This window comes from Halomonas sp. H2, from assembly GCF_050215315.1.
Lineage (GTDB): Bacteria > Pseudomonadota > Gammaproteobacteria > Pseudomonadales > Halomonadaceae > Vreelandella.
Map to the genome: position 1 here is coordinate 3,608,525 of NZ_CP189760.1, position 26,508 is coordinate 3,635,032.

A 26,508-nucleotide genomic window follows, 5' to 3' on the forward strand; every position below is an offset into this window, starting at 1 on the left:
TAGACTCGAAATGCATGACCGCACCATTATGGCACGCGCCAGCAAACGACGTTCACTGATATAATATTCCGCTGCCGAAACCAAGGAGGGATGTAGTGGCAATCGTTCGATGGATTATTGTGCTGGCCTGCTGGCCACTGTGGTTAACCACGGCTTATGCCAACCCGTTTTATGCCCCACCGCCTCCCGAAGAAGACGCACCCGTGTTCAGCGGCGATGCCGAGCTAGGGTTTACCCACCTTTCAGGCAATACCAATAGCCAAACGTTGATCGGCAAAACGCTGCTGACCTGGTTAACCGGTAAGTTTACCTACTCACTGCGCGGCGAGGTGCGCACTGTCAGTAAAGATAACGAAACCAGTGCCGAGCAGTACCTGGTCGCCGGACGTGAGCGCTATGAGCTAGACGGCCCGCACTATCTATTTGGCTTTGCCCGCTGGGAGAAAGATCGCTTTGCCGGTTACGACCAGCAGTTGTCAGCGATTGGTGGTTATGGGCGCCAGATTCTTGAGAATGACACCCATGCGCTGTCGCTGGAGGCGGGCCCAGGTTATCGCCATGACCGGCTGCGCGGTTACGACGATGAGCGCTTGATGGTGACCTACACCGCGCTGGATTATCGCTGGGGATTTTCCGACTACGCCGATATTCAGCAGGAGATGTCGGTGGAGTATACCGACCAAAACACCACCTCCCGTTCGCTTACAGCGCTCACCGCGAGGCTTAATGCCAAGCTGTCGCTGCGCTTATCCCACGAAATTAAGCACAACTCCCAGCCGCCCGACGACACTAGCGAGCGTACTGACAGCACCACCAGCGCTTCCCTGCTTTATCGTTGGTAAGCTTTGCTTATACAGCTCGTAGATGGTCACGGGCCAATACAGTGCATTGACACTTCTCCCATGCACCAAGATAAAACATGTTAGACGTTGGTCTAAATTGACGATATACTACGCTCAGTTTCCTGTCCTCGCGCCATTCCTTGAATGGCGCTTTTTTTTATCTGCTGTTCTAGCCACTAGCCGGTGTTAAGCCGCTTAGCCATACGCGTTGGTAGGCCCTCATTTTAGCCTCTCCCTGCTCTCCTAAAAGGTGTTCAATATGAACCAGTCCGCCCTTAGTGGCGAAGCCCCTGATGCTTACAGTTCTGGGCGGCTTTCGCTCGGCGATCCTATTGTTTTGATCTTGAGCATCGGCTTTATCGTCGCTTTTTTGTCACTATCACTTTACGACGTGACATTAGTCGCTGAGTCCATCAGCAAAGGCTTCGCTTGGACAGCATTGGCCTTGGGTAGTTACTTCCAATTACTTCTGCTACTCACTTTCTTTATTGCGATGGGATTGGCGGTCACACCCGCCGCAAAAGCTAAAATCGGCAATTTAGATGCACCAGAAATGAGCACGTTTAAGTGGCTCTCGATTATTTTGTGTACGTTACTTGCGGGCGGCGGGGTATTTTTTGCCGCCGGAGAGCCGGTCTACCACTTCATCGTCACGCCACCCGCTTTTAGTAGCGAAGCAGGCACGGTGGAAGCCGTTTCCAACGCCTTGGCGCAGTCGTTTATGCATTGGGGGTTTATTGGCTGGGCGGTTTTGGGATCACTAACCGCTATCGTGCTTGCCCATGCTCACTATGTGAAAGGCCAGCCGTTACAGCCACGCACCCTGCTCTATCCGCTATTGGGAGAGCGGCTAATGCGTGGCCCCCTGGGTGGAATCATTGATGCCTGCTGTGTCATCGCGGTTGTCGCCGGTACGGTAGGCCCTATTGGCTTTTTAGCTACTCAGGTCAGTTTTAGCCTGCATGAAGTGTTCGGACTTCCCAACAGCTACACCAGTAAATTGGTCATATTAGCGGTGTTAGCCAGTATGTACGTACTTTCTGCCATGAGCGGCGTCCATAAAGGTATGCAATCGCTGAGTCGTTTCAATGTGTTCCTGGCCCTCGCAGTGGGTGCCGTCATTATGGTGTTTGGCCCTAGCCTATTTTTATTCAATAGCTACTTTTCCAGCATGGGGGTCTATATTAGTGAGTTTTTCCCCATGGCAACCATAACAGCAGAAACCGCTCCCGCCTGGTGGCTGCAGTGGTGGACAGTATTCTTCTTTGCGTGGTTTATCGGTTTTGGCCCGCTGGTAGCCATTTTTGTGGCGCGTATTTCCCGCGGTCGCAGCATCCGCGAGATGATCGTCGCCGTGGCAATTCTCGCCCCCATTGCCACCACAGTGTGGTTTACCCTGCTCGGTGGGTCGGGTATTTACTACCAAATGACGGGCGCAATTGAGCTAAGTGAGGCGCTTAATAACTTCCAGTTTGATGTCGCCACCTTGACGGTTGCCCAGGCATTGCCGGGCGGAGCCTGGATGACGCTAGCCATTTTAGTGCTAACAACGATATTCGTCGCTACCACCGGTGATTCGATGAGCTACGCCATTGCGGTTGTGGGAGCGGGGCACGACGATCCAAGCCCTTATATGCGCGCCTTCTGGGGAATCGCCATGGCGATTATGGCGGCGGTACTGTTATATATGGGCGCTGGCCAAATCTCGGCCCTTCAACAATTTATTGTGATAACCGCTATCCCGGTGTCGTTCATTCTATTGCCCTCTCTGTGGGATGGCCCCAAAGCAGCCTACGCCATGGCCCGCGCACAGGGCATTATTGACTAAGTGAGCGGCGCTACAGTGCCTACTTTAAGCATGAACACTTTTGAGGCTCAAGGCTGCGGCCACTGCTCGCCAGCACTTCATCGACGGGTTTTTTCACATAGTCGTGCAGGTAGTAACCGTCATCGACCACCTCCCCATCCCACGCCACGATATCTAGATCCATAGTCCGCGGGCCCGATTTAACTGCACCTCGCACACGGCCCAGGCGATCTTCCACCCCTTTGAGGTAAGCGCGAAACGTTTCGCGCTCAAGTGGTGTGATCACCAACAGCGCGGCGTTTAGGAAGTCGGGTTGTTGCTGGTATCCCACAGGCGCTGTACGAATCGCTTTTGAACGTGCCAACAACATACACTCGCGGCTAATAATCTCGAGCGCTTGCACGAAATAGTGGTCAGGGTCGATATTGGATCCCAATGAAATAAAACACTCATGGAGCTGAGCGGCATGTTCGGAAGGTAAAGACATGGGTGGCATAGCGACATCCTGTTCAAAGTGACACCTTGTAGAACTACCCTAGAGTAGGGCACTTTTTTAACACCTCCAAATCTAGCGCTTCGTGCAAGCTCTGTATAAGTTATAGACAAACGCTACACTCACGCAGAAAGTCCTCCTATACCACCTAAACAATAGGGAACGCGTTATGCACCAACAAGCTGCTCTGGTAACCGGCGGTGCCACCCGTTTGGGGCGCTACTTTTCCGAGGCCCTGGCCGATGCAGGTTACGACATTGCACTTCATGTTAATCGCTCCCACGAAGAGGCTGAAGAGGTCGCCAACAGCATTCGCACAAAAGGACGGGGGTGTGAAATATTTCACTGCGATTTTTTAAGCGATGAACCGCGAGATTTAATTCAGGCGGCCAAACGCCGTTTTCCCGGTCTTAATTTGCTGCTGAACAGCGCTTCTGCCTATGAACCAGCGCCGATCGCGGCGACCGAGCTGGCGATGCTGGAGACACAGTTCCGGGTCAATATGTTTACCCCGCTACTGCTCACCCGTCACTTTGCCGAAACCGTTCAAGAGGGCCAGGTGATCAATATCATCGATAATAAGGTGGCCTATCACCAATACCCGTATGCGGCATATTTACTGTCGAAAAAGAGCTTAGCGGAGATGACCCGCATGGCAGCACTGGAGTTCGCCCCGCGTATTCGCATTAATGGCCTTGCCCCCGGCGTGGTGCTGCCTGCCTCCCAGCGCACCAGTGACTATGTGCAGTGGCGTATTGAAGGCATTCCGCTGAAACAGCAGGGAGAACCCGCCCACCTTGTACAAGCACTGTATTACTTGTTGGACAATACTTTTGTAGCTGGGCAAATTCTGTTTGTCGATGGTGGTGAGTCCATCAATCTGGAAGGGCGGCACTCAGAAAACTATCGTCATTAAATACCCCTTAAAACGCAGCGGGGCTGCCCGAAGGCAGCCCCGCTGTAGCGATTAATAGAAATCACTTCATGATAACGACCATTTAAGTCTCATCGACGTCATCATGGTCAGGCTTTTGGTGCTCGACCGTGTCAGAGGTTGTCTGGCTGAGGCGAGGATCAAACCTGTCATCCGTTGTAACATCACCCGATTTGGGTTGCCCTGCCGGACTACCGTCGATTGTAAAGGCTTGCTGCATGACACGCAGGTTCGCGGGCGGCGCAGACCCCGTCTTATCTTGTCCAAAGTAGAGCGTGGTATGCGGGAAAGGTATCTCGATACCCGCTTCATCGAAGCGCAGCTTGACGAGACGATTGTAGGCACGTCCCACGGCCCATTGGTCGCCTGGTGTCGTTTTGATCACCACACGGATGTTCACAGAGCTATCCGCCAGCGCGATAACGCCCGCCACGGTTAGATCGGCCAACAGTTTATGGCTATGCTCTTCGCTGGCTTTCAGATCTTCAAAAGCCAATTGAAGCTGTGCAATGGCATCATCAATGCTTTCACGATAGGCAATACCATACTCACCCACGTGGTTACCAAACTCGCGCATGTAGTTAGACACGGTGTCTACGCTTGAGAACGGCACGATGTGATAAGTACCGGATAGGTCACGAATACCGACAGAACGGATACTAAGCCGTTCGGCGGTTCCTGTTACACCGCCTACCGTCACCACATCGCCAGTGTTCATGGCATTTTCTACCTGGATAAACACCCCGGTGATAACGTCCTGCACCAGCTTCTGAGCGCCAAAACCAATCGCCAGACCCAGCACACCGGCACCGGCAATCAGCGGGCCGATATTGATGCCAATTTCCGACAGCACGATCATGCCGGTAATCGTCACCATGGCGATCGCCAGCACATTACGAAACAGGCTAAGCAAGGTTTTTGCCCGCGCCGACAGCTCGCCGGAGCCGGTTTCCAGATTGAGCTTATGCTCGATCAGGCTTGCCAGGCCCAGCCACACAGCGAGCGCCACGATCAAAATCATCGCAACGCTGGAGAGATTACCCACCAGCAAGGCACCGCCTTCAGAGGCGTACCAGGCCGCGAGGTCAAAGGCGCCCCAGGCATTTAGCACCACCATGATCACCACGACCAAAATGATTGTACGCAGCACACGCAGTGCATTGGGAACGTAACTATTCAGGCGCTTTTCAAGCAACGGGAGTTTGCGCCGCAGGTCGTCTGACAGCGTGATACGGCGGCCAATGGTCTGGGTAAGGAAGGACGACACCAGCAGTCCGACCACGATGGCGGCCAGGGACTTCAGGGTGGCAAACATCACAAAGGGTAGCGCATCGCCGGGCCGCGTTAACGTCAGCACAAACACGATTAAGAAATACAGCAGCGCGAACAGGTGCCAAGTGCGGGCAAATAGCTGCAGGGAAACACGGCTGGCGGTTAAGGTTGATTTTGCCGCCATATCATTCAGGTTATTGCGTAGGCGGAGGCGGTTCTTAAGCACCACTGCCACGGCATAAATAAACGCCAACAGCATGATCAGCGTGCCGACTGCCTGGCCTAACGACGCCGCCACATAGAAATTAATCAACGGCACCACGACCATCAGACCGTAACCTACCATGCCAATCAAGCGCGCCAACCAGCGGTTCCAATAGGACGCTTCCTGGGTCGAAATAGGCAGTAGGCGCAGCCCTTCATAGTGTGAAGAGAACAGCATCCGCACCCCGGCTTTGAGCAACTCGATCACCAGGAAGGCATTTAAGAATAGGGAGGCGCGGGTAGACAGCTCACCCGCTTCACCAATCGCAAAGGTAGCTAATAGGTTGCCGCCTACGTAGGAAACGCTTACCAGCAGTACATCTATCACCGCCGCAATGGCCACACAGGTAATCAAGCGCAACACCGGTGTTAAGTTACTATCGTTCAGCGACCAGCCACTGATTTTCGTAAACAGCGGCTTCGCCAAGCGCCTGAAAATCATAAACATCGCAAATGTCGCGACAATCACAAGGCCCAGATTAATCGCCGCACTGGTGAACGCGGCCATGTCAAAGACACTATCGGCTTCTTGACCGGCGAACAGCCCGCCTACAATGCCAACCACTTGCTCAAACTGCCCGCCCACGTCGCTAACCACACGACTAGTGAGTTCGGCTAGCTGGCGCGGCAACGAGACCTCCTCCGGCGCTATCTCACTGCCTTGAGCAGCGGCTTCTGGCGAAAGCTCATTGGCGATGCCATCGGGCAGCGCTGAGGCTTGACTGCGCAACATCTCAATCAACTCTTGGCGCGACTGCTCATCTTCCAATAAATTGGCCAGCGCCTCGTAAGATGTCGGTGCCGAGGCTTCTGATGATGCCGTGCCTTCGGCGCTGGCCGATTCACTCGGCGTGCTCTGTGCCATGGCTGGCGTAGCCAATATGGCAATCATCGCCAACAGCCAGACACCTAGCCAGGGTAGTAAACGAAGTGGCTTCACGCCTTAACCTCCTTTTGGGTGAGTGTTCTTTTCAATCTAACGACTGACTGTCTATAAGCTAGCAGGCGTTTTAAAACTGGGCACGCTGCGTGCCATCTATCTTGCTAACACTGACTGTACAGCTTGTTAAAAAGTTGTACAGGGTAACATGACTTGATTAATAAGGCGTTTCACTGACAAAGCGGTGCCAGCCAATAGTGCGCGAGCAGTAATACCACAGCGTAGCGGGCGCCCTTAGCGATCACAATCCACGCCAGCGACCGCCACCAGGGCAGCCGGAACACGCCGGCCAACACGGTAAGGGGGTCGCCAATAATCGGCGCCCATGAAATCAGTAGACTCAGCTCACCAAAGCGGTAATACCAACCCTCTGCACGGGCTAGGCTACGTGGCGAGGCAGGAAACCAGCGACGGTCTTGAAACCGGCGGGCATAGCGGCCTAATGCAACGTTAATCATGCTGCCTAGCGTATTGCCCAAGGTGGCAATCAGCCAAAGCACCAACGGTGGCTCGCCGACACACCACAGCCGCGCTAGCCACACTTCCGACCCACCGGGTAGCAGCGTGGCGCTGACCAAGGCAACAAAAAACAGGCTTAGCATAGCGTCAGTGGCGCTCTTTAATGCGGCACCTGGCCACCCAGTTGCTGGGTAATTTCGTCAGCTGTTTGGCGCACCAGGGCTCCCAGGGTTAACAAGCGGGCTTCGGGAATACGCGCCATCGGGCCTGAAACGGAAATCGCCGCCAGCGGCGTGCTGTATTCATCGAAAACGCAGGCAGCGACACAGTGGAGACCAATGGCGTGCTCTTCGCGGTCGCAGGCAAAACCCTGGCCACGAATCTGCGCCATCTCCTCTTGCAGGGTGTCGGGCTGGTAGAGCGTATTCGTCGTCACCCGCAACAACTCGCGGCCTTCCAGTAGTTGGCTACGCTCGTCCTCGGGCATCCACGCCAGCAGTGCTTTACCGACGCCCGAGGCGTGCAGCGGTGCTCGGGAGCCAAGGCGGGTAATCATACGCATCATCTGCGGCGACTCGTGTTGAGCCAGAAATACCGCCGTGGCCCCATCGCGGATACCCAGGTTGGCCGTTTCGCCGGTTTCGGCGGTTAAGCGGCGCAGAAACGGCCGGCTGGTGGCGACCACATCGCGGGCTTCCAGAAAACTATTGCCGATGCGGAAGGTTTTAACATCGATTCGCCACAGGCCCTGTTCGTTTTCCTGGGTCACAAAGCCCTGACTCTGTAGGGCTTGCAGCAGGCGGTGGGTGGTCGACGGTGCCAATTCGGCCATCTCTGCTACTTCTGACAAGGCGAGCCCAAGGGGGCTGGCTGCGAGGTACTCTAACAGTGTTAAACCGCGTACCAACGACTGGCTATGCCCTCCGCTGGCTTTGGCGGTATTCGCTGGACGACCAACCGTCCTGCGCTTGGCTTCACTCACCTGACTTTCTCCTAAAGACGCTCCTAAAAAAGACGCTCCCAAAAGCGCTCCTAGCTACTAAAAGCGCTGTTACTAAAGGCGTCTTCCCTGCAAACACAAAGGGCGTCAGGATAACGCGCTAGCCAGGCCGCTGTCGCGTTTACGGAAACGAATTCCATTCATTCAGTGACGGCACCTCAGCGATGCCGCCACTGCGGTGGCCGTTTGGCGATAAAGGCATCAATTCCTTCGCCTACGTCCTCGGCCAGCATATTGCAGGCCATGGTTTCACCGGCAAAGGCGTAAGCTTCGTCAAGCGGCATGGCGAGCTGGCGGGCAAACATGGCTTTGCCGGTGCGCACCGCTACCGCGCTTTTTGCGCAAATACTGGCGGTCAGCGCTTCAGTGGCTTCATCCAGGGCGCCGTCCTCTGCCACGCGGTTAATTAAGCCCCATTCGGCGGCCTGTTCGGCGCTGATAAATTCTCCGCTCAGCAGCATCTCCATGGCGCGCTTTCTTGCCACGTTGCGCGACAGCGCCACTGCCGGCGTGGAGCAAAACAAGCCAACGTTGATACCCGAAACAGCAAACCGGGCGCTGCGCGCAGCGACAGCCAAATCACAGCTTGCGACCAGTTGGCAGCCCGCGGCGGTGGCGATGCCCTGCACTTTGGCAATCACCGGTACCGGCAGGTGCACAATGGCTTGCATCACCTCGCCACAGCGGTCAAATAGCGCTTGGTAGTAGGCTTTATCGGGGTTAGCGCGCATCTGCTTCAGATCATGCCCGGCGCAGAAGGCTTTACCTTTAGCCGCAATCACCACGCAGCGCACGCTGCTATCGTCGGCAATCTCGCTTAGCGCGTTGTGGAAGGCTTGCAGCATGGCTTCCGAGAGCGCGTTAAAGCGCTCTGGCGCACTCATCGTCAGCGTGACAACGCCTTGATGGTCAAGGCGCTGGAGAATCGTGCTGTCAGGGGGTCTTACGCTGTCAGAAGGTCTTGCATCGTGGGAGATGGGCATAATGAACTCCAATTGATTAAGCTCAAATTGAGTAAAACAATGCCCATCAGTCTAGCGCACTAAGTTAGCGTGCAGAGCGTTTCATTAGCCGGGTATCGCGACCCAATGGGTGCGGCTCGCCGCGCGCCTTGGCAAGCTCGATTTGGTGCTGACGTTCACGGGCCGCCGCGCGGGTTTTCTCCGGCAGCGAATCAATGCAGTGGGGACAGCTAATGCCTGGCTCGTAGGCTGAAGACTGCATATCTTCAGCAGAGATCGGCATCCGGCAGGCGTGGCACTGCTCGAACTCGCCTTTGCTTAAATCGTGGCGAACCGTGACCCGGTTATCGAACACAAAACACTCACCACGCCACAGTGACTGCTCTTCCGGGACTTTTTCCAGGTAGTTCAGTACACCGCCTTTCAGGTGGTAGACCTCTTCAAAGCCCTCTTTAAGCATAAAGCTGGAGGCTTTTTCACAGCGGATGCCACCGGTGCAGAACATCGCTACCTTTTTGTGCTTTTCCGGGTCGTAGTGCTCGCGCACGTACTCGGGGAATTCGCGGAAGGTGGTGGTTTTAGGGTCTATCGCCCGTTCAAAGCTGCCAATCGCCACTTCGTAATCGTTGCGCGTGTCGATCACCAGCACTTCCGGGTCGGCGATGATGTCGTTCCAGTTTTCTGGTTCGACGTAGGTGCCCACGGTGTCGTTGGGGTCAATATCCGCCACGCCTAGGGTGACGATCTCTTTTTTGAGCTTGACCTTGGTGCGGTAGAACGGCATCTCGTCGCAATAAGACTCTTTATGGTCAATATCCGCCAAGCGTGGGTCGGCGGTCAGCCAGGCAAGCAGGCCGTCAATACCTTCGCGGCTGCCCGCAACCGTGCCATTGATGCCCTCTTTGGCAAGCAGCAGCGTACCTTTTACATCGTTGTCCAGCATGGTTTGACGCAGCGGCTCACGCAGCGCTTCAAAGTCGCTGAGGGTAACAAATTTGTACAGTGCCGCGACCACGATGGGCGGCATTGGGGTAGAGGTCGGTGTGGATACAGACATGCAAAGCTCCTGGTAGTCGCCCTCGCAAAGGGCGGACCGGGTTAAAAGACGCGCATATTTTAGCGCAATTTGCGCCGGAAAACGTCGATTTATTCGACACAACCGTACTGAAAGCTTCACCCCACGCAGCCGCTGTGAGGCGTATATTGTCACTATTCCCACACGCAACTCGCGGAGAACACCATGATTATTCGTCGTGCTAACGAACGCGGCTACGCCGACCACGGCTGGCTACGCTCTTTCCATACTTTCTCATTTGCCAACTATATGGATCCCAAGCATATGGGCTTTCGCGCCCTGCGCGTGATCAATGAAGACCGCGTCGCTGGCGGCCATGGCTTTGGCGCTCACCCTCATCGGGATATGGAGATTATCTCCTACGTACTTGAAGGTGAGATGGAGCACAAAGACAACATGGGCAACGGTGAAGTGATGCGCCCTGGCGACGTGCAGCGTATGTCGGCGGGAACCGGCGTACTGCATAGCGAGTTCAACCACTCCAAGCAGAACGGGCTGCATTTTTTGCAGATTTGGATTGAGCCCAAGCAGCTCGGCATCAATCCCAGCTACGAGCAGAAAGCCTTTCCTACCGCCGAGCGTCAGGGCCAGTGGCGGCTGGTGACTTCGCTAGAGGGGCGCGATGGGTCGGTGAGTATTAATCAGGACGTTAATCTGTACTCGGGCTTGTTTAGCGCTGGCGAACAGGTAGCACCACCACCTTCGCGCTACGCCTGGCTGCATGTAGTAAACGGCGAAATGGAGGTGAACGGCGAGACACTCAGCGCCGGCGACGCCGCGGCGTTTGAGCCGGAAGAGGCAATCAATCTGATGGGTAAAGAAGCAGGCGAAGTGCTGCTGTTTGATTTGGCCTAATCCTCAGTTAAAACGCTTAGCCCAACGCAAAACGGCCCTAACAAGGGCCGTTTTGATAGTAATGTACTGCCTAACTATTTTGCGACGAGTAGAGCGCACGAATTTTCAGTGTGTGCTCCACCTGCTTCAAGGCTTCCAGCGCCTGGGGGCCGTAGGCTTTATCCACATCGATAACCACATAGCCGACTTTTTCGTTGGTCTGCAGGTACTGACCGGAGATGTTAATGCCATTCTCAGAAAGCACACGGTTAATCTGCGACAGTACGCCCGGCACGTTGTCGTGAATGTGCAGCAAACGGTGCTTGTCTGGGTGAGCAGGCAACGCCACTTCGGGGAAGTTGACTGACGTCACGGTGGTGCCGTTGTCGGAGTAAGTGATCAGTTTTTCCGACACTTCGATCCCGATGTTCTCCTGAGCTTCCAGGGTCGAACCACCTACGTGCGGCGTCAGAATCACGTTCTCCAGGCCGCGTAGCGGGCTCTGGAACTCCTCATTGTTGCCTTTCGGCTCAACCGGGAAGACGTCGATAGCGGCACCATTGAGCTTGCCCGCTTTAATCGCATCTGCCAGCGGCTCGATTTCCACTACGCTGCCGCGCGCGGCGTTAATCAAGATAGCGCCTTGCTTCATGGCGGCAACCTCTTTCGCGCCGATCATCCAGCGGGTGGAGGCAAGATCGGGCACGTGTAGGCTGACCACATCGGCGCGACCCAGCAGCTCATCAAGGCTACTGACTTGGCTGGCATTACCCATACCTAGTTTAGCAATCACATCGTAAAAAATGACGTTAAAGCCGAGCGATTCGGCCAGCACAGAAAGCTGAGCGCCGATGCTACCGTAACCCACGATACCGAGGGTTTTACCGCGCGCCTCGTGGGAATTTTTGGCCGATTTCAGCCAGCCGCCCTGGTGGGCACGGGCATTTTTCTCCGGAACACCGCGTAGCAGCATGATCGCTTCTGCCAGCACCAGCTCGGCCACCGAACGGGTGTTGGAATATGGCGCGTTAAACACCGCAATACCGCGGGTAAGCGCAGCGGTCAAATCGACCTGATTGGTGCCGATACAAAAACAGCCAACGCCGACTAGCTTCTCCGCCGCCTCGAACACGCGCTCCGTCAACTGGGTGCGGGAACGAATACCGATGAAATGAACATCGCGGAGCTTCTCGATCAGCGCGTCTTCATCCAGCGATGTGGGCAGGTGCTCGATATTTTCATAACCGGCGTTGTGAAAATTGTCCACCGCACTTTGGTGGACGCCCTCGAGTAGCAGGATTTTGATCTTGCTCTTGTCCAGGGACGTTTTGGCCATGGCTGAATCAACCTCTATAGTCGGCGGCAGGCGCCGTGTATCGGTTCACAGGAGGCGCATATCGTAGCACAGCCGGACCCGGTCAGGCCGGGTTAAGATGATGAAAAGTGTGCGTACTGACGATGAATGGATCGCAAGTCGCCACCATTAGCGTAGGCTGAAAGGCAGACGCCACCCCCAAGCGTCGGTGTATACTGTGCGCTTATTTTAAAAATATCGGTTTGCAGGCACACCCCAATGAGCGACACGACATCACCCCCGCAGGATTTTGCCGCGACGGTTGAGCAACTGGAAACCATCGTTGAACGTCTTGAGTCAGGCGAGCTCTCATTGGAAGATGCGCTGACGGCGTTTGAACAGGGCGTGCGATTAACCCGCGATGCCCAACAGCGCCTGGACAGCGCCGAGCTTAAGGTACGTGCGCTCAGTGAAGACAGCGAAGGACGTTTAAACGTCACGCCGTTTGCTGGCCCCGACGCCCCCAAGGATGCGGCCGAGGATGAGAGCAAGGAGACGCCCCCATGGTAGCCATGCAGCCTAGCCGGCTCGCCACCCTGCGCCAGACCAGCAATCGCCGCGTAGACGCCACGCTAGCGGCGTTGTTTGATAGCCGCCCGGCCATAGCGCCACGGCTTGAGGCCGCCATGCGCCATGGCCTGCTGGCGGGAGGTAAACGCCTGCGCCCGCTGCTGGTGTATATGGCCGGCAACGCGCTAGGCGCTGACGATAATGCGCTAGACGCTCCCGCCGCGGCGATTGAGTTAATCCACGCCTACTCGTTGATCCATGATGACCTGCCTGCCATGGATGATGACGACCTGCGCCGCGGTCAGCCCACGGTGCACAAAGCCTTTGATGAAGCGAGTGCGATTCTCGCCGGCGATGCCCTCCAGGCGCTGGCGTTTGAGGTACTCGCCAATACCGCGCATCCACGCTTGAGTCACTTGGTACACACACTAGCCTCAGCCTCCGGCCGCGATGGCATGGTGGCGGGTCAGGCGTTGGATTTAGATGCCGTTGGCGGCCACCCGAATGTCGACGCCCTGGCCCACATGCATGCGCATAAAACCGGCGCCCTGATTGTCGCCGCCGTGCGCTTGGGCGGCTTGGTCGCAGTCACCGACGACGACCCGCGCTTAAATGCGCTGACTCGCTACGCGCGCGCCATTGGTCTAGCCTTTCAGATTCACGACGACATCCTCGATGTGACTGGCGACACCGTTACCCTAGGCAAAACGTCAGGCGCCGATGCCGCACGCGCGAAGCCTACCTACCCCAGCCTGCTGGGGTTAGAGGGCGCTCAACGCAAAGCGCACAGCCTGATTGACGAGGCCATTGCCGCGCTCGCCCCATTGGGCGAACGCGCCGCACCGCTGGCCGATTTAGCCCACTATATGATCGAGCGCGACCACTAAACGTTTATGAAAACATGCCCATGAAGCTGTTCGACGAGATTCCCCGCGAGCGCCCAGCGACGCCGCTGCTTGACTCTTTTGACCATCCCGCTGCGCTGCGGGCCATGAACGCCCATCAGCTTGCCCAACTGGCCGACGAGCTGCGCGCCTACTTGCTGTATAGCGTGGGTGTTTCTGGCGGGCACTTTGGCGCAGGCCTAGGGGTGGTCGAGCTCAGCGTTGCCCTGCACCACGCCTTTAATACGCCCCATGACCGTTTAGTCTGGGACGTTGGCCACCAGGCGTATCCGCATAAGATCCTTACCGGCCGCCGCGAGACGATGCTGAGCATTCGCCAACACAGCGGCTTAGCGGCGTTTCCCCGCCGCGCCGAATCCGAGTACGACACCTTTGGTGTCGGCCACTCCAGCACCTCGATTTCGGCAGCGCTGGGTATGGCGTTAGCAGCGAAAGCCCAGGGCGATAAACGCCGTGTGTGCGCGATTATTGGCGATGGGGCGCTTACCGCAGGCATGGCCTTTGAAGCCCTGGCCCACGCGGGCCACGTAGATGCCAACCTACTGGTGGTGCTCAACGATAACGAGATGTCGATTTCCGAGAACGTTGGCGGCATGGCGACCTACCTTGCCCGAGTGCTCTCCAGCAAGCCCTACCTGAAAATACGCGAAGAGAGCAAAAAAGTACTCTCCCACCTGCCCGGCGCGTTAGAGCTTGCCCGGCGCACCGAAGAGCATATGAAAGGCATGGTCAGCCCCGCCACGCTGTTTGAAGAGATGGGCTTTAATTACGTTGGCCCGATTGATGGCCACAATCTCGGTGCGCTAACCGAAACGCTGGAGAACCTGCGCGGCCTCGACGGCCCGCAGTTCCTGCATATCAAAACAGTCAAAGGTAAAGGTTTCCTGCCCGCCGAGGCGGATCAGATTGGCTACCACGCGATTACCAAGCTGGAAAAACCCAGCGCTGTTGCCAACACCGGCGCCGCCAAAAAGCCCATCAGCAAAGAAGCTGCCCCTAAGAAAAAATACTGCAATGTGTTTGGCGACTGGTTATGCGATATGGCGGCCACCGATCCGCGTCTAATGGGCATTACCCCCGCCATGCGCGAAGGCTCAGACCTGATTCGCTTCTCAAAAGAGTATCCACAGCGCTATTTTGATGTGGCGATTGCCGAGCAGCACGCGGTAACGCTGGCGGCGGGTATGGCCTGCGAAGGCATGAAGCCGGTGGTGGCGATTTACTCCACCTTTCTGCAGCGCGGCTACGACCAGCTTATTCACGATGTCGCGGTACAGAACCTGGACGTCACCTTTGCCATTGACCGCGCGGGCTTAGTGGGCGAAGACGGCCCCACCCACCACGGCAGCATGGACCTCTCCTTTCTGCGCTGCGTGCCCGACATGGTGATTCTGGCCCCGGCGGATGAGGCCGAGTGCCGCGCCATGTTAAGTGCCGCTTATCACCACCCCGGCCCTGCCGCTGTACGCTACCCCCGCGGCACTGGCCCAGGCGTGGAGACACCCACGCACCTTGAGCCGCTGACCATTGGTAAAGCAGAAGTACGCCGCCATGCCGCCAACGACGGCGTGCGTATCGCGCTGCTTGCCTTTGGCAGCCTCAACAGCGCCGCGGCGGAAGTCGCCGAAAAGTTGAACGCCACTCATATCAATATGCGCTCCATCAAACCGCTGGATCGCGATGCGGTGCTGCACGCTGCCGACGAGCACGAACTGCTGGTGACACTGGAAGAGAACGTGATTGCCGGTGGCGCGGGCAGCGCCGTGAATGAGCTGCTCCACGCCGAAGGCGTTCAGGTAGAAGTGCTTAACCTCGGCCTGCCGGACGCCTTTGTAGAGCACGGCACGCCTGCGCAGTTGCTTGCCGACTGCCAATTAGATATCGAAGGCATCGAGTGCGCCATTCGTGCCCGGCTACCTTAAACTGCTTCTAGCAGTCTGTCGGGTTATGGGTGCCGCTCACGGTGACGACGTCCACTTCTCACAATTTTTCGTGTTGGTGCCGGTTACGTCAGCAACATGACGCCATCCGGTGCTCCCGTAGCGGCCTGAGCGCTTGTATCGGCCACCTGCCCGACGAGGGCGGTCCCCTCAGCCTGATGCCAGGCGATGCATCCGCTTGATGTTCCATGCCAAGGTGGCCAGTCGCCATTCGCCGCTGACCTTATCCAGACCACGTAGCGAGAACTGACGGAATCCCATCACGTGTTTGATGATCCCGAAGACCGGCTCCACCGTATGCTTGCGCAACGCATAGAGCGCACGCCCTGCCTGCGTCTTCAAGCGATGCGCCATCTGCTCGACAGGGTCCTCGCTCTTGGGTGCAGGCGGATCAGCGGCGAAACGCTCGAAGACCGGAAGGTGATGGATGTCACGCTTCATCGCCAATAGCGGTTCGATGCCATGGTCATGGCAGGCCTGGATATTGGCGGCACTGAAGTAGCCGGTATCACCCAGCAGGTGGTCAGGCTTTCCCAGCACCTCCGGGTAGCCTTGCCAGGCCGTCAGTAACGGCATGACTTGCTGCTTGTCGTTGGTCGCCTGAGTGACGTGGACATGGGTCACCAGCAAACTATCGGTATCAACGGCGGCCTGGGCGTTGTAGCACTGGTCAAAGCCCTTGCCGGTGACCGGCATGATGCGTGACTGCGGGTCGGTGAGGTTGACCTGATCCTTGTCACGCGAGCCACCCGTCGGCGGTTCGGGATCACGCCCGCGGGGCTTCTTGCCGGCCTTGCGCTGCGCATCCCGCCGCGCCACCTTTTCCTGGTAGGTCGCTTGCTCGGCGGCGTCCCGTTCCGCCGCTCGCGCCTCGATCCTGGCCTTCGCCTCAGCGATCGCCGCCAGGCGTGCTTCACGGCGGGCGATCTCGGCCGGGATATCCATGCCATCGGCAGCGTCCTCCTTGTCCGCCGACTCGGCCCGCTGCGTCAGCGCTTTCACCTCCGCCCTGAACTGCGCCTCCAGCTTCTTGGCGTGGCCATACGATAGCGCCTTGTGCTTGCTGGCGTTGGCCTTGAGCTTGGTGCCGTCCAGGGCGATGGCGCCGAGCTTGAGCAGCTTCATCTCGCGGGCCAGCAGCAGCACCTGCACGAACAACTGCTCCAGTTCCGGCAAAAAGCGGCGGCGAAAGGTGGCCAGCGTGTCGTGGTCGGGGTGAGTGTTGGCGGCCAGGTAGCGGAACGCCACCGAGTCATAGGTAGCACGCTCAATCTTGCGGCTGGAGACCACCCCGGTGGCGTAGCCGTAGACCAGCAGGCTCAGCAGCACGGCCGGGTGATGCGCCTTGTGCCCGCGGCCGGCGTAGCGCCGCGTCAATGCCGAAAGATCCAGTTGCTCGACAATATCCACCACGAACCGTGCCAGGTGGCCATCGGGCAGCCACTCGTCCACCGAAGGCGGCAGGAGATAGTCGGTCTGGCGGTCAACGGGGATGAAGCGGCTCATGGCGACGTTCCAGTAGTGGCAGCATGATGAGAGTATCTCACGTCGTTATCGAAAACCCGACAGACTGCTAGAATCTCAGAATCGATGAGGCCATCTCGCCTAGCCCCCGATCACGATATGGCCAACGCAACTGCCACCTTAACGTAACAGTTGCACACACTATGGACCATTTTGGGTGTTATTCACGTTACTGCGAATGGCCTGTTGACCGGGCCCGCAAAGCCTGTATAATACGCCTCACGTTGATGCGGGGTGGAGCAGTCTGGTAGCTCGTCGGGCTCATAACCCGAAGGTCATCGGTTCAAATCCGGTCCCCGCTACCAATATTTTAAGAGGCAGATCAGTAACTTACTGGTCTGCCTCTTTTTTTGCTGAGCCCATAAAAAAGTCTGTGACACCTGCGTGACAGTGCGGGCATGCTTTGCGTTGGGAAAATTTTCAAGCAATGACCTTCAGGCGATCCAGTGAATGGGGTCCACTTCATTCAAACCCGGTCTCCGCTACCAATTTTTTATAGGCAAACCAGTTACTTACTGGTCTGCCTTTTTTGGTCTGCCCTCCTGAATTCCTCCGTGACCCATCCGCTAGCTTTCCGCGTGTTTTTCGCAAAACGAGACGGCGCCTTGCATGAAGTCCTTTTGTTCGTTCTCATCGAGCACCTGACTAACGACGTCGGGTGTCTCGCCGGCCAGGATGCCTTCACATTCCGACTGCGGATCGTCCCTCAAGGCTTGGGTAAATGGCCGCATGACATGGGCCTTGCAGGACTCGCGCAAGTCTTTGAGTGCGGCCGGCTGCTGGTCGGCACTCAGAATCGGCTTGATGAACTCCGGTGTCGAGCCGGCGATGGCAGCCTTGCAGGCTTCGTCTTGATGCTGCCGGAATCCGTCCTGCAGCGCATCCATGGTGTTGTGGTCAGCGACCGGCAGATTCACCACGGGTACTTCAGCGGGCTCAAGGTCGGCTATCCATGTCGTCAGGGTGCCTTCATGTTTGAAGCCGGTCTCGTTGCCGCCGTCGTCGACAGCAACGCTCGAGTAGCGCGCATCGCTGCGCACCACCATGCCCAGCTCGCCTAGCTCGGCCACCACGGCAGCCCCGAGACGGGGGTCTTCGTAGGCTCCCGAGACGTGAAATGGCGCAAAGGAAAACGGTTTATCGGCCAACACCCACAAGTCCGAGTGTATTCGATTACGTCCGCTGGCCGGATCGTCCCCCTGGTGGCGGGTGTAGTCGGCGGTCAATACATAATGTTGCGCCATGCCACCGGCAATCTCGCGTTCGCCCTCGGCCCGCTCGACATTGACGCTGAAACTGGAGTAAGTGAGCTCGTCGCCATAATCATTCCAGCCGGTGGTCTCCGATGCCGATTTACCCGGCTCCCAGTACGGGACGTACAGGCCCATGTGCCGCTCGCCAAGGGCAAAGGTGGCGTTGTTAGTGTCGCCTCGGGATGCACTGTTGCGCCACATCAGAGTGTGTTCGGGCCCCTGCAGCACATGCCTGGCTATCGGATCCTCGTATTGCGGTGGAAATTGGCCCAAATCCTCCACGGAAGGTTTGGCCGCATGCAGCGTGTAGCTGTAACCGCTGGTTGTCTCCGCGGCCTGGACGGGCAAAGTGAAAGAGGTGGCAGGGACGGCCAACACGGCCGCTACCGAAAGAAATGTCTTGAAACGCATGGGCATCCCTTCTTGTTCAGGTGGTTACCCGGACGCTCGCGCGTGCCGAGTCGGGCACGATCGAGCTTAACCGAGTTTGCGGAGCCGGGTACAGGTAGCCAAATTGACTATGCCACTACACTTCAGTCCGAAACTCGAAGGACTGCTTCAGTTTAATCATAAGCTAGAAACGATACCCCACTTCCAGCCAGAGCTGGCGCCCAAGCCCGTAGAGCTGAATGCCATTTTCGGAGTTGATGACGTTCTGGTTATCGGTCACGTTGAGCACGTCGGCCTTGAGGTAGGGCGAGGCGTTGCCGGCCAGCAGCCTGGCCTCAAGGCTGAGATCCCAGCGCAGCGTGTGCCCCTGCTTCTTCACTTCGTAGGTATCAAGGCCGGTGGCGTCATCGGTGCCGGTGCGATTCAGGTATTCGTAGCCGTTGGTAAAGGCAAAGCCGTTCGTCAGGGTCAGGCGCTCGTCGAACAGCTGCGTGGTGACATCCAGCGTGGCGGATACCGGTATGGCGAAATCGTCTGCCGGCAGGCGGTAGCGTGCGATGCGATCGCCTTCAAACATCACGTCTTCGTCGGCCTGCTGGGTACCGTTATAGCCGCCATTTTCATCACCGAAGCCGGCGTCGGTCTCCTTGTCCATCCATGACAGCGCGGCGTTGACATACCAGGTGGAAACGCCCCAGGCCAGGGCGTCCGAGCGCCAATAAAGGTCTATCTGCTGCGTCTCGCTAGTGCCCGTATTGGCATACCATTTTTGCTCGCCGTCGGGGTCACGCCAGGTACGTATCTGGTCCTCGCCTTTGCGCAACACGGCCTGCAGGCCAGCGTTGCCGCGCCATAGCGGCCCGTAGATGCCCGCGCTGTATTCGTCGTCGTAGGGCGTATCCAGGTGCCGGTAGCGCCACTCGGCGTCGGGGTCTACCGCGACAAAGTCGGCATTGGGGTCGCGCTCGGCCCGGCGGCGGATGGAGAGCAGCTTGCGCTCTTTCTCTCGCAGTCGGTAGGTTAAAAACGACTTGCCGTAGTAGCGGTTGGCACCTAGCCGCAGCTGATAGCGATGCGCTTCGTCCAGATGCATGCCGGCCATCAGCCGCGGTGCCGGGTTGGTATTGCCCAGCCAGTCATCGCGCTCGAGGCGCAGGCCGGGACGCCAGAAGAACCGTCCAGACTCGCCGTCGAGTTCGGCAAACAGGGCGGCATTCAGGTTGGTAAAGCTGAGGGTGCCTTTACGGTAGGCGTATTCTTCATAGAGATAATGGTCTTCGTAGGGCGTATTGCTATAGGTATTGCCAATGGGATTATAGGTGCGCTCGGTAAAGGGCGAATTGCGGTCCTGGCGGTAGCGCGCCCATTTCAGTTCGCCGCCATAGTTGAGCGTCTGGCTGTCGTTGAGCGGCGTGCTCAGCTTCACATTACCGCCGACGCTGTGCTGCTCGTTGGCAAGGTCGCCGTAGGCGCCGATCAGCCCACCCTGATACAGGTTCCGTCCCTTGTAGTTATTGAGGAAGTTGCGCCGCGAGCGACGCTCGTTGCTGCTGTAGCCCAGGTTGGTGTTGGCGGTAAGACGGGTGTCGCCTATGTCGTCACCGTAATTGACGCTGAGCGTGAGCCCCTCGGTCTGGCTCTTGAAGTCCGAGCCAATAAAGTTGATTAGAAAACTGTCTTCCTGGTAGTCGCTGTAGGCAAGCGTAGCGCTCAGGTCGTAGTCGGTGTCGAGGGTATCGGCGCGCACGGTGGCGTAACGCGAATGGCGATCGAGCGTGCGATTATCCGCGGCCTTGAAGGCACTGCCGGTTTCCAGCAGGTGCGAGAGATCAAACGCGACGGCCTGCTTTTGGGTGATGCGCGAGCGATTTTCACTAATGCCGGCGAACAGGCCGATGTCGCCGACGCGCGTGGCACCCGAAACGGCGGCTTTCGACTTCTTGAAATCGGGCTGAAACTCACCGGGCGTGCCGGTGGGGTACTGCCCGGCACTGTCTTCAAATTCGTCGCGCTGGTCGTCGTCGATATGAAACTGCGTCCAGCTGCCGCCGGTGCGCCGGTAGCTGGCTTCGAAGGAATCGACACCTTCGTAGCGACGCGTCTCGGCGTTGACGACCCCGCCGGTAAAGCCGCCCTCACTGGCGCGCGCGTTGATGTCGATGACTTCCAGCGCGTCCAGGAAGCCCGGATCGATGAACACTCCCTGGGAGTGGCCTTCAACCTGAGTGCGCGAGGGGCTTTGGCCGCTGCCGGCCGGCCGCTTGCTACCCGGGTCGAGAAAGCTATCGATGCTGGCTCCGTCAAGCGTGATCTTGTTCTGATACGGAGCGGCGCCGCGTATGGAAAACTCGGCCGGCTTGATATCGCCCTGCCGCAGGCTTGAACTCGCGCCATCGGCGACGCGCACCGACGGAATGATATTCAGCGCTTCGGCCAGGTCTCCACGGGCGCCGGTGCGCATGTCTTCCGCCGCCAGGCGCTGCACCCCCGGCTCTATACGCTCGGCGTAGACGACGAAATCGGGCAGCGCATCGTCATCTTCGGTATCGGCAGCGCCGGCGTCCTCTTCGGCCAGCGCCACAGAGCCGGTAAACAGCCCGACGTAAAGCAGCAGACCAGAGGCAAACGGGTAAAGGAGTTTATGCATGATGTTGGGGCTTTGTGGTGTAGGCATAGAGGAGCTGATGGCGAGTAATTTATATAGTGAGGAAAACTTAAATAACAACAAATGTCAAGTGACATTGTATGTCATTGTCATGTGGCACAACAAGATAGAAATAAGCCAACCTCACATGCCGGTACCAGCAAAACACCAGGTTGTTTTACTGCGTTGACGTTGTGGGAATAGAGATAGTGACGCCCTACTTGATCAGCGAAAGTAGAAAAGGATTGTTTCCGATCGACGGCGTGATGCGCTTGGGTCCGCAGATTGCGACGAGGGCTGGGACAGAATGGACGCCAACTCAGTTGGAATAGGTTAATTGTGAATATTCGCCCGATTAGTACTGAAAAACGATGACTCTTCGACGCTTCACATGAACTGAACATCATCCTGCATGCTCTCGACGGAGCTGCCATTCAGGTCGTGGAGAAACGATCCGACGTCCTATCTAGATGCGTTTCTACGCCACCAGAAACCCGAATGATTGTACCTTGCGTCGAGGTCAATTCGTGAAGGCGCGTGTTCGGCAACCCCGTCAAGCAGCCACGGATCGCGATCAGCGCAACTTTGTGGGAGACAATAATCGCCGGACCGGTCAGTTCCGCAAGAAAAGAGCGTAGGCGGTTCTGTAGTCGGGCCAGTCCCTCACCGCCGGGTGCCTTGAAGTAGAGGTCCATGTCGTTGGTGCAGGTGCCGCTCAGTTCGGGATAGAGGGTCTCGCGTTCGGCTGGGGCCAGCCCCTCCCAGCTGCCGCAAAATATCTCCATCAACCTCTGGTCGACTGTATATGGGCGCCCTTGAAAAGCAATATCGGCGGTCGCTCGTGTCCGCGAGAGTGGACTACAGAACCGGTCAATCCTATTCAGGTCGAAGCTATCCAGTATCGCCGCCTGCGTCTGTGCCTGCTTTCGGCCAAGATCCGTAAGATCGGAATTCAGCTGCCCCTGGATTCGACCAACCCGGTTCCACTCCGTTTCACCATGCCTCAGCAGATAGATATCCGGCACCACCACTCTATGATCTCTAAGCGTCATGTCAGAGTACCATCGCACTTTTTGTATTGGTCACCAGATGAACATCATTCCCCGGTTCAAACCAGTCTTGCCCAGCAATGTGGCTTTGATCCACGACTATCTCGGTACCCGCCGCCTTGACCAGATAGCGAGTCTGGCTGCCTAGAAATTCACGGTGCAGAACCCTGCCCTTCAACGCATTTTCCCGCGCTTCATATGTCATCGAAATGTTCTGCGGACGCAGTACTACATGTGTCCCGGCGGCATTCGCACCTCTAGCAGTCTGTCGGGTTATGGGTGCCGCTCACGGTGACGACGTCCACTTCTCACAATTTTTCGTGTTGGTGCCGGTTACGTCAGCAACATGACGCCATCCGGTGCTCCCGTAGCGGCCTGAGCGCTTGTATCGGCCACCTGCCCGACGAGGGCGGTCCCCTCAGCCTGATGCCAGGCGATGCATCCGCTTGATGTTCCATGCCAAGGTGGCCAGTCGCCATTCGCCGCTGACCTTATCCAGACCACGTAGCGAGAACTGACGGAATCCCATCACGTGTTTGATGATCCCGAAGACCGGCTCCACCGTATGCTTGCGCAACGCATAGAGCGCACGCCCTGCCTGCGTCTTCAAGCGATGCGCCATCTGCTCGACAGGGTCCTCGCTCTTGGGTGCAGGCGGATCAGCGGCGAAACGCTCGAAGACCGGAAGGTGATGGATGTCACGCTTCATCGCCAATAGCGGTTCGATGCCATGGTCATGGCAGGCCTGGATATTGGCGGCACTGAAGTAGCCGGTATCACCCAGCAGGTGGTCAGGCTTTCCCAGCACCTCCGGGTAGCCTTGCCAGGCCGTCAGTAACGGCATGACTTGCTGCTTGTCGTTGGTCGCCTGAGTGACGTGGACATGGGTCACCAGCAAACTATCGGTATCAACGGCGGCCTGGGCGTTGTAGCACTGGTCAAAGCCCTTGCCGGTGACCGGCATGATGCGTGACTGCGGGTCGGTGAGGTTGACCTGATCCTTGTCACGCGAGCCACCCGTCGGCGGTTCGGGATCACGCCCGCGGGGCTTCTTGCCGGCCTTGCGCTGCGCATCCCGCCGCGCCACCTTTTCCTGGTAGGTCGCTTGCTCGGCGGCGTCCCGTTCCGCCGCTCGCGCCTCGATCCTGGCCTTCGCCTCAGCGATCGCCGCCAGGCGTGCTTCACGGCGGGCGATCTCGGCCGGGATATCCATGCCATCGGCAGCGTCCTCCTTGTCCGCCGACTCGGCCCGCTGCGTCAGCGCTTTCACCTCCGCCCTGAACTGCGCCTCCAGCTTCTTGGCGTGGCCATACGATAGCGCCTTGTGCTTGCTGGCGTTGGCCTTGAGCTTGGTGCCGTCCAGGGCGATGGCGCCGAGCTTGAGCAGCTTCATCTCGCGGGCCAGCAGCAGCACCTGCACGAACAACTGCTCCAGTTCCGGCAAAAAGCGGCGGCGAAAGGTGGCCAGCGTGTCGTGGTCGGGGTGAGTGTTGGCGGCCAGGTAGCGGAACGCCACCGAGTCATAGGTAGCACGCTCAATCTTGCGGCTGGAGACCACCCCGGTGGCGTAGCCGTAGACCAGCAGGCTCAGCAGCACGGCCGGGTGATGCGCCTTGTGCCCGCGGCCGGCGTAGCGCCGCGTCAATGCCGAAAGATCCAGTTGCTCGACAATATCCACCACGAACCGTGCCAGGTGGCCATCGGGCAGCCACTCGTCCACCGAAGGCGGCAGGAGATAGTCGGTCTGGCGGTCAACGGGGATGAAGCGGCTCATGGCGACGTTCCAGTAGTGGCAGCATGATGAGAGTATCTCACGTCGTTATCGAAAACCCGACAGACTGCTAGTAAGCTATTACTTTTAAACTACTTCTGAGACCCATATGCTATTTCTAATTATTATTTTCGGCTTGATTGGGCTTACATTCGGCGGCCCGGTGGGCCTGTTGATTGGCGGCGGCCTGGGCTGGTGGCTAAGCAAACGCCTTAGCCGCCGTCTAAATACCGCGCGGATGCGCATCCAGGAAGGCTTTCTTGAATCAATCTTCTCGGTGATGGGTTGCCTGTGCCAAGCCGACGGCAAAGTGACCGACGGTGAGCTGGATGTAGCCGAGAAGCTGTTTGACCAGATGCACCTGCAGGGCGAACAGCGCGCCAAGGCGCGCGCCGCCTTTGAGCGTGGCCGCGCCGATGACTTTAATCTGGACACCGAGCTGGCCAACGTTAACCGCCTCACTCAGCGCCAGCCGGTTCTGCGTCAAGTATTTATCCAGGTTCAGCTCTCGGCTATCGCTGCTGATGGCGTGCTTCACCCCGCCGAGCACGAGATGATTCTGCGCGTTGCCCGCGGCGTAGGCTGCAGCGACGCCGAAGTGCAGCAGATCGAAGCGATGCTCCACGGCGCCGCTGCCAATTCCCAGGGCGCCAGCGAAGAAGCGCTTAAAGATGCTTACCGCGTACTGGGTGTTTCTGAAGACGCCAGCGACAGCGAGATCAAAAAAGCCTACCGCCGCCTAATGAGCCAAAACCACCCCGATAAACTGGCTGGCAAAGGCCTGCCCGAAAGCATGCGCGATGTTGCCCAAGCACGCACCAGCGAAATCGGCAACGCCTATGAGCGGATTCGTGAAGCGCGAGGCAGTGCTTAGCAATAGTAGTGCTAAAGGGCTAATCGACAGCGCTGCTAACGCCCGCTAGATTGGACAATCATTGCCTATTGCCAGGAGCCCGCCATGATCACGTTATATAGCTTTCCCCAATCCCGCTCGCTGAGAGCGGCCTGGACGCTTGAAGAGCTAAGCTTGGAGTACCAGTGCCAGCACGTGGCGTTGGACAAGGGTGAAGGTCAAACGGCAGAGCATTTGGCGCGCCATCCGGACGGTAAAGTGCCGGTGGTTGAAGACGGTGACGTGCACTTATTTGAGTCGGCGCCTATTTGCCGTTACCTGGCCGAAACCTATGGCGATGGCACGCTGCTACCCAGCGATCCCGCCGCCCGTGCCCAGGTCGACCAGTGGCTCAGCTTCATTGTTACTGAAATTGAGCAGCCGTTGTGGAATCAGGCCAAGCACAAATTCGCCCTACCCCAGGATAAGCGCGTTCCCGCTCTTCTGCCGGTGTGTGCCTGGGAGTTTCAGCGTGCGCTAAGCGCCTTGGAGCGCCGCTATAACGGTCAAGAGTATCTAGTCGGTGAGTCGTTTACGCTTGCGGATCTATTTTTAACTCACACCTTATCGTGGGCGATCAGCATGAAACACCGCCTACCCGAAACACTGATGGCCTACCGCGGGCGGCATATTCAGCGCCCCGCGATGGCCACAGCAGCCACGCGTGAGAAAACCGCCGCAGAGCAGTAAACACGGCGGCCAGCTCAATTAGCCCTTACGCTCAATATCCACATCGCTGGCGTGGGTGAAGTCGTCGAGCGCCATCATATGGCCGAGCTTGCCCGCTTTGGTGGAGAGGTAGTGCTCGTTGTGGGGGTTAAGGCCGGTGGTGATCGGCAGTCGCTCCACCACGTTCACCCCATCGCGGGTCAGTGCGTCTACCTTGCGCGGGTTGTTGGTCATTAAGCGCAGCGACGTAATGCCCAGATGGTCGAGCATGGGTACGCACAGGTCATAGCGGCGCATATCGGCATCAAAACCGAGCTGCTCGTTGGCTTCGACCGTGTCAGCGCCTTGATCCTGCAGGTGATAGGCGCGAATTTTGTTTAACAGGCCAATGCCCCGGCCTTCTTGGCGCAGATAAAACAGCACGCCACGGCCCTTTTCGGCGATACGTTTGAGCGCTTCCTGCAACTGATAACCGCAGTCGCAGCGCATCGAAAACAGCGCATCGCCGGTCAAACACTCGGAATGCACCCGCCCTAATACCGGTTCGTCGCCGGTCACATCGCCCAGTGTTAAGGCGATGTGATCCTTGCCGGTGGCTTCATCTTCGAAGCCATGCATGGTGAATGTTGCCCAGGGCGTTGGCAGCTGGGAAGCGGCTATGAAGCGAATGGTCACAGGTTACCTCGCGGATTAACCAAACGAGCGTTGGCAAAGTGGGCAGGTAT

The 26,508-nt window shown here is 57.6% G+C and carries 24 protein-coding genes and 1 tRNA gene; 11 read left to right on the forward strand and 14 right to left on the reverse strand.

All coding sequences use genetic code 11. The features are described 5' to 3' along the window. The first annotated feature begins 95 nt into the window (after positions 1 to 95). Entirely contained in the window at positions 96 to 842 is a 747-nt protein-coding gene (locus tag ACQE2I_RS16695) for a DUF481 domain-containing protein (RefSeq protein ID WP_427029161.1), read from the forward strand. Between the two features lie 259 nt (positions 843 to 1,101). Continuing rightward, positions 1,102 to 2,670 (forward strand): BCCT family transporter, encoded by a 1,569-nt coding sequence (locus tag ACQE2I_RS16700; protein ID WP_427029162.1) that lies wholly within the window; start codon positions 1,102 to 1,104, stop codon positions 2,668 to 2,670. Positions 2,671 to 2,689: 19 nt separating this feature from the next. Here ACQE2I_RS16700 and folK read toward each other — a convergent pair whose 3' ends face one another. Next, positions 2,690 to 3,145, reverse strand: coding sequence for a 2-amino-4-hydroxy-6-hydroxymethyldihydropteridine diphosphokinase (gene folK, locus ACQE2I_RS16705; RefSeq protein ID WP_427029163.1), 456 nt, complete (start codon positions 3,143 to 3,145; stop codon positions 2,690 to 2,692). Between the two features lie 166 nt (positions 3,146 to 3,311). Between folK and ACQE2I_RS16710 the strand changes: the two genes are divergently transcribed. Beyond that, complete coding sequence (locus tag ACQE2I_RS16710; protein ID WP_427029164.1) at positions 3,312 to 4,058, forward strand: SDR family NAD(P)-dependent oxidoreductase; 747 nt, start codon at positions 3,312 to 3,314, stop codon at positions 4,056 to 4,058. An 82-nt stretch (positions 4,059 to 4,140) separates the two neighbouring features. Here ACQE2I_RS16710 and ybiO read toward each other — a convergent pair whose 3' ends face one another. The 5 genes from ybiO to ACQE2I_RS16735 form a co-directional block, all read right to left on the reverse strand. Then, positions 4,141 to 6,552, reverse strand: coding sequence for a mechanosensitive channel protein (gene ybiO / locus ACQE2I_RS16715; protein ID WP_427029165.1), 2,412 nt, complete (start codon positions 6,550 to 6,552; stop codon positions 4,141 to 4,143). A 170-nt stretch (positions 6,553 to 6,722) separates the two neighbouring features. Next, positions 6,723 to 7,154: a YqaA family protein gene (locus tag ACQE2I_RS16720; protein ID WP_427029166.1), complete on the reverse strand. Its 432-nt coding sequence runs from the start codon at positions 7,152 to 7,154 to the stop codon at positions 6,723 to 6,725. 17 nt (positions 7,155 to 7,171) lie between these two features. Further along, positions 7,172 to 7,993: an IclR family transcriptional regulator domain-containing protein gene (locus ACQE2I_RS16725; RefSeq protein ID WP_427029167.1), complete on the reverse strand. Its 822-nt coding sequence runs from the start codon at positions 7,991 to 7,993 to the stop codon at positions 7,172 to 7,174. Between the two features lie 176 nt (positions 7,994 to 8,169). Continuing rightward, complete coding sequence (locus ACQE2I_RS16730) at positions 8,170 to 8,994, reverse strand: enoyl-CoA hydratase (protein ID WP_427029168.1); 825 nt, start codon at positions 8,992 to 8,994, stop codon at positions 8,170 to 8,172. Between the two features lie 64 nt (positions 8,995 to 9,058). After that, entirely contained in the window at positions 9,059 to 10,030 is a 972-nt protein-coding gene (locus ACQE2I_RS16735) for a rhodanese-related sulfurtransferase (protein WP_427029169.1), read from the reverse strand. Between the two features lie 183 nt (positions 10,031 to 10,213). Between ACQE2I_RS16735 and ACQE2I_RS16740 the strand changes: the two genes are divergently transcribed. After that, complete coding sequence (locus ACQE2I_RS16740; RefSeq protein ID WP_427029170.1) at positions 10,214 to 10,903, forward strand: pirin family protein; 690 nt, start codon at positions 10,214 to 10,216, stop codon at positions 10,901 to 10,903. A gap of 70 nt (positions 10,904 to 10,973) precedes the next feature. On the opposite strand, the gene serA is transcribed toward ACQE2I_RS16740, so the two are convergent. Continuing rightward, positions 10,974 to 12,218 (reverse strand): phosphoglycerate dehydrogenase, encoded by a 1,245-nt coding sequence (gene serA / locus ACQE2I_RS16745; protein ID WP_427029171.1) that lies wholly within the window; start codon positions 12,216 to 12,218, stop codon positions 10,974 to 10,976. 237 nt (positions 12,219 to 12,455) lie between these two features. Here serA and ACQE2I_RS16750 point away from each other — a divergent pair, with 237 nt between their 5' ends. From ACQE2I_RS16750 to dxs, 3 genes are read left to right on the forward strand one after another with little or no spacing between them, the layout of a single operon-like run. Next, positions 12,456 to 12,746 carry an exodeoxyribonuclease VII small subunit gene (locus tag ACQE2I_RS16750; protein ID WP_427029172.1) on the forward strand — a complete coding sequence of 97 codons (291 nt, stop codon included), beginning with the start codon at positions 12,456 to 12,458 and terminating at the stop codon, positions 12,744 to 12,746. Then, complete coding sequence (gene ispA, locus ACQE2I_RS16755) at positions 12,740 to 13,633, forward strand: (2E,6E)-farnesyl diphosphate synthase (RefSeq protein WP_427029173.1); 894 nt, start codon at positions 12,740 to 12,742, stop codon at positions 13,631 to 13,633. The genes ACQE2I_RS16750 and ispA overlap by 7 nt, the downstream gene beginning before the upstream one ends. Positions 13,634 to 13,647: 14 nt before the next feature. Then, on the forward strand, positions 13,648 to 15,573 hold the full coding sequence (dxs, locus tag ACQE2I_RS16760; protein WP_427029174.1) for a 1-deoxy-D-xylulose-5-phosphate synthase: 1,926 nt from the start codon (positions 13,648 to 13,650) through the stop codon (positions 15,571 to 15,573). Between the two features lie 168 nt (positions 15,574 to 15,741). On the opposite strand, the gene ACQE2I_RS16765 is transcribed toward dxs, so the two are convergent. Then, positions 15,742 to 17,097: an IS1182 family transposase gene (locus tag ACQE2I_RS16765; protein ID WP_427029175.1), complete on the reverse strand. Its 1,356-nt coding sequence runs from the start codon at positions 17,095 to 17,097 to the stop codon at positions 15,742 to 15,744. A gap of 246 nt (positions 17,098 to 17,343) precedes the next feature. Between ACQE2I_RS16765 and ACQE2I_RS16770 the strand changes: the two genes are divergently transcribed. Next, positions 17,344 to 17,420, forward strand: a tRNA-Met gene (locus ACQE2I_RS16770). A gap of 261 nt (positions 17,421 to 17,681) precedes the next feature. Here ACQE2I_RS16770 and ACQE2I_RS16775 read toward each other — a convergent pair. Together ACQE2I_RS16775 and ACQE2I_RS16780 are read right to left on the reverse strand one after the other, a co-directional pair. Continuing rightward, a complete protein-coding gene (locus ACQE2I_RS16775; protein ID WP_427029176.1) occupies positions 17,682 to 18,779 on the reverse strand; it encodes a hypothetical protein in 1,098 nt (365 codons plus the stop codon). 163 nt (positions 18,780 to 18,942) lie between these two features. Continuing rightward, positions 18,943 to 21,405, reverse strand: coding sequence for a TonB-dependent receptor plug domain-containing protein (locus ACQE2I_RS16780; RefSeq protein WP_427029177.1), 2,463 nt, complete (start codon positions 21,403 to 21,405; stop codon positions 18,943 to 18,945). On the opposite strand from ACQE2I_RS16780, the gene ACQE2I_RS16785 reads away from it, so the two are divergent. Next, positions 21,404 to 21,592: a hypothetical protein gene (locus tag ACQE2I_RS16785; RefSeq protein ID WP_427029178.1), complete on the forward strand. Its 189-nt coding sequence runs from the start codon at positions 21,404 to 21,406 to the stop codon at positions 21,590 to 21,592. The two genes, ACQE2I_RS16780 and ACQE2I_RS16785, sit on opposite strands and share 2 nt — an antisense overlap. 244 nt (positions 21,593 to 21,836) lie before the next feature. Here the strand turns inward: ACQE2I_RS16785 and ACQE2I_RS16790 are convergent, their stop codons facing one another. The 3 genes from ACQE2I_RS16790 to ACQE2I_RS16800 form a co-directional block, all read right to left on the reverse strand. Further along, positions 21,837 to 22,454, reverse strand: a complete 618-nt coding sequence (locus ACQE2I_RS16790) for a histidine phosphatase family protein (protein WP_427029179.1) — start codon at positions 22,452 to 22,454, stop codon at positions 21,837 to 21,839. Position 22,455: 1 nt separating this feature from the next. Then, positions 22,456 to 22,728, reverse strand: coding sequence for a TOBE domain-containing protein (locus ACQE2I_RS16795; RefSeq protein ID WP_427031495.1), 273 nt, complete (start codon positions 22,726 to 22,728; stop codon positions 22,456 to 22,458). 141 nt (positions 22,729 to 22,869) lie between these two features. Further along, positions 22,870 to 24,225, reverse strand: a complete 1,356-nt coding sequence (locus tag ACQE2I_RS16800) for an IS1182 family transposase (RefSeq protein WP_427029175.1) — start codon at positions 24,223 to 24,225, stop codon at positions 22,870 to 22,872. 106 nt (positions 24,226 to 24,331) lie between these two features. Here ACQE2I_RS16800 and djlA point away from each other — a divergent pair, with 106 nt between their 5' ends. Both djlA and ACQE2I_RS16810 read left to right on the forward strand, forming a co-directional pair. Then, entirely contained in the window at positions 24,332 to 25,096 is a 765-nt protein-coding gene (gene djlA / locus ACQE2I_RS16805) for a co-chaperone DjlA (RefSeq protein WP_427029180.1), read from the forward strand. An 84-nt stretch (positions 25,097 to 25,180) separates the two neighbouring features. Continuing rightward, entirely contained in the window at positions 25,181 to 25,804 is a 624-nt protein-coding gene (locus tag ACQE2I_RS16810) for a glutathione S-transferase family protein (RefSeq protein WP_427029181.1), read from the forward strand. An 18-nt stretch (positions 25,805 to 25,822) separates the two neighbouring features. Here the strand turns inward: ACQE2I_RS16810 and ribA are convergent, their stop codons facing one another. Further along, positions 25,823 to 26,458 carry a GTP cyclohydrolase II gene (gene ribA, locus ACQE2I_RS16815; protein ID WP_427029182.1) on the reverse strand — a complete coding sequence of 212 codons (636 nt, stop codon included), beginning with the start codon at positions 26,456 to 26,458 and terminating at the stop codon, positions 25,823 to 25,825. Positions 26,459 to 26,508 lie beyond the last annotated feature (50 nt).

Excerpts from the sequence above, each read along its gene's own strand:
- ACQE2I_RS16800 (WP_427029175.1), bottom strand. The coding sequence starts at position 24,225 with ATGAGCCGCTTCATCCCCGTTGACCGCCAGACCGACTATCTCCTGCCG.
- ACQE2I_RS16775 (WP_427029176.1), bottom strand. The coding sequence starts at position 18,779 with ATGCGTTTCAAGACATTTCTTTCGGTAGCGGCCGTGTTGGCCGTCCCT.
- ACQE2I_RS16710 (WP_427029164.1), top strand. The coding sequence starts at position 3,312 with ATGCACCAACAAGCTGCTCTGGTAACCGGCGGTGCCACCCGTTTGGGG.
- dxs (WP_427029174.1), top strand. The coding sequence starts at position 13,648 with ATGCCCATGAAGCTGTTCGACGAGATTCCCCGCGAGCGCCCAGCGACG.
- ACQE2I_RS16750 (WP_427029172.1), top strand. The coding sequence starts at position 12,456 with ATGAGCGACACGACATCACCCCCGCAGGATTTTGCCGCGACGGTTGAG.
- ispA (WP_427029173.1), top strand. The coding sequence starts at position 12,740 with ATGGTAGCCATGCAGCCTAGCCGGCTCGCCACCCTGCGCCAGACCAGC.
- djlA (WP_427029180.1), top strand. The coding sequence starts at position 24,332 with ATGCTATTTCTAATTATTATTTTCGGCTTGATTGGGCTTACATTCGGC.
- ACQE2I_RS16740 (WP_427029170.1), top strand. The coding sequence starts at position 10,214 with ATGATTATTCGTCGTGCTAACGAACGCGGCTACGCCGACCACGGCTGG.
- serA (WP_427029171.1), bottom strand. The coding sequence starts at position 12,218 with ATGGCCAAAACGTCCCTGGACAAGAGCAAGATCAAAATCCTGCTACTC.
- ACQE2I_RS16810 (WP_427029181.1), top strand. The coding sequence starts at position 25,181 with ATGATCACGTTATATAGCTTTCCCCAATCCCGCTCGCTGAGAGCGGCC.
- folK (WP_427029163.1), bottom strand. The coding sequence starts at position 3,145 with ATGCCACCCATGTCTTTACCTTCCGAACATGCCGCTCAGCTCCATGAG.
- ACQE2I_RS16780 (WP_427029177.1), bottom strand. The coding sequence starts at position 21,405 with ATGCATAAACTCCTTTACCCGTTTGCCTCTGGTCTGCTGCTTTACGTC.
- ACQE2I_RS16720 (WP_427029166.1), bottom strand. The coding sequence starts at position 7,154 with ATGCTAAGCCTGTTTTTTGTTGCCTTGGTCAGCGCCACGCTGCTACCC.
- ACQE2I_RS16730 (WP_427029168.1), bottom strand. The coding sequence starts at position 8,994 with ATGCCCATCTCCCACGATGCAAGACCTTCTGACAGCGTAAGACCCCCT.
- ACQE2I_RS16735 (WP_427029169.1), bottom strand. The coding sequence starts at position 10,030 with ATGTCTGTATCCACACCGACCTCTACCCCAATGCCGCCCATCGTGGTC.
- ACQE2I_RS16765 (WP_427029175.1), bottom strand. The coding sequence starts at position 17,097 with ATGAGCCGCTTCATCCCCGTTGACCGCCAGACCGACTATCTCCTGCCG.
- ACQE2I_RS16700 (WP_427029162.1), top strand. The coding sequence starts at position 1,102 with ATGAACCAGTCCGCCCTTAGTGGCGAAGCCCCTGATGCTTACAGTTCT.
- ACQE2I_RS16785 (WP_427029178.1), top strand. The coding sequence starts at position 21,404 with ATGATGTTGGGGCTTTGTGGTGTAGGCATAGAGGAGCTGATGGCGAGT.
- ACQE2I_RS16790 (WP_427029179.1), bottom strand. The coding sequence starts at position 22,454 with ATGACGCTTAGAGATCATAGAGTGGTGGTGCCGGATATCTATCTGCTG.